8 protein-coding genes are annotated in these 5,409 nt (G+C 38.8%); all 8 read right to left on the bottom strand.

All coding sequences use genetic code 11. The annotated features are described in order from the left end of the window. A partial coding sequence (locus tag PHO71_RS25065; protein WP_300208917.1) for a hypothetical protein occupies positions 1–326 on the bottom strand: 326 nt, incomplete at its 3' end. 98 nt (positions 327–424) lie between these two features. Continuing rightward, the gene (locus PHO71_RS25060; RefSeq protein ID WP_300208916.1) at positions 425–814 is read right to left on the bottom strand and encodes a hypothetical protein; all 390 of its coding nucleotides are present in this window, start codon (positions 812–814) and stop codon (positions 425–427) included. Positions 815–894: 80 nt separating this feature from the next. Continuing rightward, positions 895–1,611 (bottom strand): hypothetical protein, encoded by a 717-nt coding sequence (locus tag PHO71_RS25055; protein ID WP_300208915.1) that lies wholly within the window; start codon positions 1,609–1,611, stop codon positions 895–897. Positions 1,612–1,944: 333 nt separating this feature from the next. Beyond that, on the bottom strand, positions 1,945–2,097 hold the full coding sequence (locus PHO71_RS25050) for a hypothetical protein (protein WP_300208914.1): 153 nt from the start codon (positions 2,095–2,097) through the stop codon (positions 1,945–1,947). Positions 2,098–2,196: 99 nt separating this feature from the next. Then, positions 2,197–2,583 (bottom strand): hypothetical protein, encoded by a 387-nt coding sequence (locus PHO71_RS25045; protein ID WP_300208913.1) that lies wholly within the window; start codon positions 2,581–2,583, stop codon positions 2,197–2,199. A gap of 29 nt (positions 2,584–2,612) precedes the next feature. Further along, on the bottom strand, positions 2,613–3,539 hold the full coding sequence (locus PHO71_RS25040) for a DNA methyltransferase (RefSeq protein ID WP_300208912.1): 927 nt from the start codon (positions 3,537–3,539) through the stop codon (positions 2,613–2,615). Further along, the gene (locus PHO71_RS25035) at positions 3,508–4,905 is read right to left on the bottom strand and encodes a helicase-related protein (RefSeq protein WP_300208911.1); all 1,398 of its coding nucleotides are present in this window, start codon (positions 4,903–4,905) and stop codon (positions 3,508–3,510) included. The genes PHO71_RS25040 and PHO71_RS25035 overlap by 32 nt, the downstream gene beginning before the upstream one ends. 93 nt (positions 4,906–4,998) lie before the next feature. After that, positions 4,999–5,160, bottom strand: a complete 162-nt coding sequence (locus tag PHO71_RS25030) for a hypothetical protein (protein WP_300208910.1) — start codon at positions 5,158–5,160, stop codon at positions 4,999–5,001. Positions 5,161–5,409: the final 249 nt, after the last annotated feature.

Raw genomic sequence — 5,409 nt, 5'->3', positions numbered from 1 at the left:
CAGTGATCATTGATCAGGACCTCTAGGATATCCCGGAGCCTATCGTCAGTAATGGTAATCGTTGCCCCATTGTTAATCGATTCTTGTATTTTCGGCTTCATCACAATAACATTGTCTTTCAGCATCCTGTCAATTTTCTTGAAATCATCCGGCAATCGTTCTTTCATCATCACAATAGCCTTTTTATGCCACGTATTAGCATGTTTTAACGCCGTTCGTTCTTCCTTTGTCACGTTATCGCTGTCAATTAAATCTTTGTATAGCACGTCCATATCACGTAAATACGCTACTTTTGTACGGGCTTCACCGTTTAAGTAATCTCTCATCTTTTTCAACCTCTTTCAACCGCTTCTTTTTTTCATCTTCACAACACTTAAAAATACAATACATAATACTCTTTCCGTAATTCCAACACGATTGGCACTTATTCGGCATTACTTATCCAACCTGAATGATTATGGCAAAAACCGCCAATCGCACATGATATATAATGTCTGTGCCATTCTACGTTTTTACAATTATTACACGACTTATCGGCTGGCTTTTCTTCTTCATCAAGTCTATCACTTAACCGATGAATCTTTTCTTTTTTAACAATCTTCACCGCTTTTTTATTCTCAAATATAAGCTTCAATTGTTCAATCATAATTTCAACGTCTGCCATTTCTTCAGTGATGTGTTCCATGTTACCATCGTCTAACAGAAATTTTGATAATTCTTTTATCAATTCTGACAGTTCCTCAACCGCCTTTGTGACCTGGGCATCAATACCCCATGTCGCTTTTGCTTTGTTGTATACGTCTTTCTTCTTCATCTTTTTCCCTTTCTTCATCCATCAAACAAATACCAGTTTCTTTATATTTGCAACTCCATCTGTTTTCGCAAAAATCGCATTTATTCATGTTTCCATCCAGTTATAAAGTAGCTCATCGGCAATGTATCAACCCATCTGCAAAACTCACGCCATTCCGGTAGCCTGTGGCTTTTCCGTTGCTGATAGATCGTCTTTAATTGGCGGTAATTGGTTGTCATTCGGGCGGTCAGGATAAAACCGGCTGGATTACTGTATAAAATTTGCAGGTACATTAATTTCGCTTGTTCGCTATTTGCTCCAAATTCTTCGCAAGCCATGTTGTAGCACTCAACTTTATCTTTCATTATTTCAATCATTCTAAAATCAACGTACTCGATATATGCTTCATCCAGGTTAAATTTTGTGATCCGATGCATGGTGCTTTGACTGCTTACAAAGTATAAAAACCGGTATCTTTCAGCTTCTACCCAGAATTTATTCGTTCCGGTTAAATCAAACTGAACCGTTATGCCTGTCAAAAACTGATCATGTGCCTGTCCAATTCCGCTTGTCGCTAATTTCTCAACGCCTTTGGTGACTTCGCTATTCAAGCTATCGATATCCACGCTCATTGGGTATTTAGCCGCTTTAATGCTTTGTTCTAAACCGTAAACCTCTACATTTTTAATCATCTTATTTCCATCCTTTGCGTTTTCTGAATCCCTAGCAGGTATTCCCGTTGCCGGTCGCCGTATGATTTCCCGCTCATAAACTGAACTATATTTGTTTCCGGCTTCTTTATGTTTTTTATGCTCCAATTATACCGCTCTGCATTAGTTCCTGTTATGGTGCTTTTTCTTTTCTTATTATTGTTCCGTTGCTTTATTTCTTTATTGTTTTTCGATTGGCATTCTTTTGAGCACGTAACCGTTCTTCTGCCGGGGAGGAAATCATTTCCGCAAATACGGCATTTTTTATATTTTATGAACTGTTTAAACTCCGGGAACGCTTCGGAAATCTTTGCGATTGTTCGCATTGCAACGTATTTATCATTACATACTCTGCTAATAACAACGGTATCAAGGCCGCACTTGTTAGTAAAATTAACCTGGCTCAATCCATCACGATCCATAATTTCATGGGCTACGTCGCTAATTTTCTGCATTGCTACCCTCACTTTTCAGCCGTTCGACTAATGCGTGATACACTCTCACAACATCATCAAATTCATGATGGTTCATGAACTCAGTCAATGCAATCGTCATTTCGATTAAGCTTTTTCTTTCATCTTCTGTTATTTCCATCTCATTACCTCCTTCTTGATATAATACTACCCCTTGTTAGGTTATAATTCAAGTAAAACAAAGGGTAATATTTTGTTATTTTTGTGCTATATTTTACACTTAATAGATTTCTACTATCTCGACCAATACACCAGGGTTTTCTTTGTCTATCTCAAATTTATCCTCAAAGCCTATAATGTATTTCCAGCCGTCGCCCTCTAATATCCCGGCCTTTACTAATGAATCTTGCACATACTTCTTAGCGTGGGCGATATTGTCCTTGTCCTTGCGTTTGTTTGGCTCTATCCATGTGTACCGCATAAACACAGGATGAGTTATTTTAACGCCTTGTAACGTCCGCTCAGCGCACAATTTAACTACTTGTTCTGCTTTCTTCTTCATGTTATTTGCTTTGTAGCTGTTACCACGGCACGCATTAACATAGCTGTTTAAATCTGGTAACTGCTGATCTATAAAAAACTTGTAATAACCTTTGCTGAAATCCAATTATATCTCCTTTATGTAATCCCGGACAGTCAACTGTTTGACTGGCCGGCATCCGCTAAAAAACTTTCAATGCTCATTTGGCCTACTGGAATATCCATAACTGCATCATTTAAAGCCCCTTTTAAGTTTAGCTCCATTTGTTTGTAATAGCTTTCTTTTAACTCGATACCTAACCCACGTCTCCCCATCCGCAAACCTGTGTATGGAACTGAACCGATGCCACCAAATGGATCAAATACGATGTCCCCCGGATTAGTCCATAATTCAATGCATCGCTGGATAACTTCCAACTGTAACGGGCAGATATGGCGCTCGTCTTTATCGGCTCGTGCTGATTTTTTCTGTAATGTGTCAGATTGTCGTATATCCATCCAAACAGGGCTGGCATAGTTTTGCCATACGTCGATTGGAAATGACTCCATTGTGTGCGTTATTCGTTCTGGATTATCCCCCGGTTTTCTCATCGTGACAATATAGTCCGGAATACCTTGGCGGCTCATAGCGCTATCTTTTTTTATCTGTTTGTGTAGCAGCCCTAACGCCTTTGTCCGTTGCATCTCTGTAACCGGGTTTTTCCAGATGGTAACCTCTGAATGATATATAAACCCTTGTGACTGAAAAACTCTGATTAAATCGCCCCTGAAGTCCTTTAAGCCAATAACGCCGTCACGCTCTTTCATCAATGGGATGTTCATGCAATGAAACGATAATAACCGCCCCGGCATCGTCACCCGGTATAGTTCTTTTACTAAAAATTCAAAGTGTTTGAAAAATTCTTCATCACCTTTGCTGTTTCCCATGTCCCGGTCACTATTCGAATATGTGTAAAGGCTTGAAAATGGTGGCGAAAACAGCGTATAGTGGATGCTGTTATCTGGTATTTCCTTAATCACCTCACAACTATCGCCATTGTAACAAGCGTATTTATCCGCAACAAACTGATTCAATATATTCATAACTTTCAAACTCCTCCCATTCTGGTAGTATCATTTTATTTTGTGGTTTATATTCTGTGGTAATCCGGCACGTTTTCTTTAATTCTTTTTTAGTAATGTCTTTTGTTAATTCAATCATGGCTGTTTGCATCTTGATAAAATCAGCCTTTTTTCGTTCAATGTTTTCTTTTACACATCCCTCTTTTGAGCTGATAATGATATACACATTAACCGTCTTTTCTTGTCCAAACCGCCAACACCGGCGCAACGCTTGATAAAACGCTTCATAGCTGTCAGATAGACCGGTAAAAATCATATTGTTGCAATGCTGCCAGTTCATCCCGAACCCGGCTATCTTTGGTTTCGTTACTAAATGCTTAACTGTTCCTTCACTAAATCCAATCATTGACTTTGTTTTATGGTCTGGCTTATCTGAACCTTTTACCTCGACCGATTCATTGATTAAATTGTTTAACATTTTGCTTTCATCGTTCAAATCACACCATATCAGCCATTGTTCATCAGATTCATTCACTAGCCCGGCGGCGTGATTGCATCTGTCTGCCATTGATTCTTTCCTGGCGTTGCGGCGTTCTGTAAGGCTCATGCGTTCATTAACTGGCTCTTTCCCATCAACAACAATCTCATGCATGATTAATTCAGGCAAATCGTAACCGCCTACCTCATAGCCTAAATTAACTGGACTATCAATAAAAACACACCATGAGGCCATCCATTGCCAAAACACATCCTCTGCGTGGCCTTTTAGTCGCCATTTCGATGTTTCGCCACCGTCATGAACAAAGAACATTGACAGCATTTCAGATCTGGTCATAACGCCACAAAACTCTGAATGATTGCCTAGCTCCATAAAATCATTAGGCGCTGGCGTTGCTGTACAAGCTAATTTGTAAGGCGTTTTATTAAAGTTATCAATTATCGACGTCCTCACCTTGCCGGTGTATGATTTCAAGATACTCGATTCATCAAGAACGATTCCAACAAATTCAGATGACACAAACCGGTCTAATTTTTCATAGTTTGTTATATTAATACCGTCAATTGCATCGCTTTGGCTTTCGCATATTTTAACATCAATGCCAAATTTAATACCTTCTCTTTGTGTTTGTGCTGCTACCGCTAAAGGTGCAAGTATCAACACCTTACCGCCTGTTTTTTTGTGTATCTGGTTCGCCCATTCCAATTGCATCGGCGTTTTGCCTAATCCGCAATCCGCAAAAATGCAAGCCCGTCCTTTCGCCAATGCCCATCTTACAATATCCTTCTGGAAATCATAGAGCATTTCGTTTAATTCTTGTCGCTCAACTTCAAACCCTGAACTTTCAAGAACAAACGTCTTGTTTTTTAAAAAACTGTTATAATCCATTCACTACCTCCTTGTTTATGTTTATATTATATAACCCAATGGCTTATTAAGCAAGCTGATATTAGGGTAAAATTTAGTTATCATTTTTACTAATTATTCTAGTTCTTCAAGTATGCACCACAAATGGCGTTCGTGTATATCTAAATCACAGAAATCTTTCCGCTTATCATCGTGGTTATTACTATACGGGCAACATTCGCACTGCCCGGGCTTAAAATCTTTCGGCACGTCTAGTTTGATTTTAAATGTTTTCATCTTCACACTCAATTAATGGACACTAAACTGGTTTGATTTCAATATCATTAACTTCCTGCAAACTTACAGAATCGTAACAAGTTGCATTATTAATGTGAAGTAAAAATCTGCAATCTTCGCAGCTTTCCGGCATTTCCATATCAATCTTAATCATCTTATCAGCTCACCTACTGTTATTGACTTACCGCAATTCGGGCATGAGTTTAACCCATCATCTGCGTATATATGTTTAAACATTTTTTGATCCCT

The sequence above is a fragment of the Bacteroides sp. genome (genome assembly GCF_028690125.1).
Taxonomy (GTDB): domain Bacteria; phylum Bacteroidota; class Bacteroidia; order Bacteroidales; family Bacteroidaceae; genus Bacteroides.
The sequence above is the reverse complement of the archived record's forward strand: the minus strand, read 5'-3'. Positions and strand labels throughout refer to the sequence as shown.

What these genes read in the sequence shown, in the direction of transcription:
- PHO71_RS25060 (WP_300208916.1), bottom strand. Translation starts at nt 814, where the DNA reads ATGAAGAAGAAAGACGTATACAACAAAGCAAAAGCGACATGGGGTATT.
- PHO71_RS25050 (WP_300208914.1), bottom strand. Translation starts at nt 2,097, where the DNA reads ATGGAAATAACAGAAGATGAAAGAAAAAGCTTAATCGAAATGACGATT.
- PHO71_RS25040 (WP_300208912.1), bottom strand. Translation starts at nt 3,539, where the DNA reads ATGAATATATTGAATCAGTTTGTTGCGGATAAATACGCTTGTTACAAT.
- PHO71_RS25035 (WP_300208911.1), bottom strand. Translation starts at nt 4,905, where the DNA reads ATGGATTATAACAGTTTTTTAAAAAACAAGACGTTTGTTCTTGAAAGT.
- PHO71_RS25030 (WP_300208910.1), bottom strand. Translation starts at nt 5,160, where the DNA reads ATGAAAACATTTAAAATCAAACTAGACGTGCCGAAAGATTTTAAGCCC.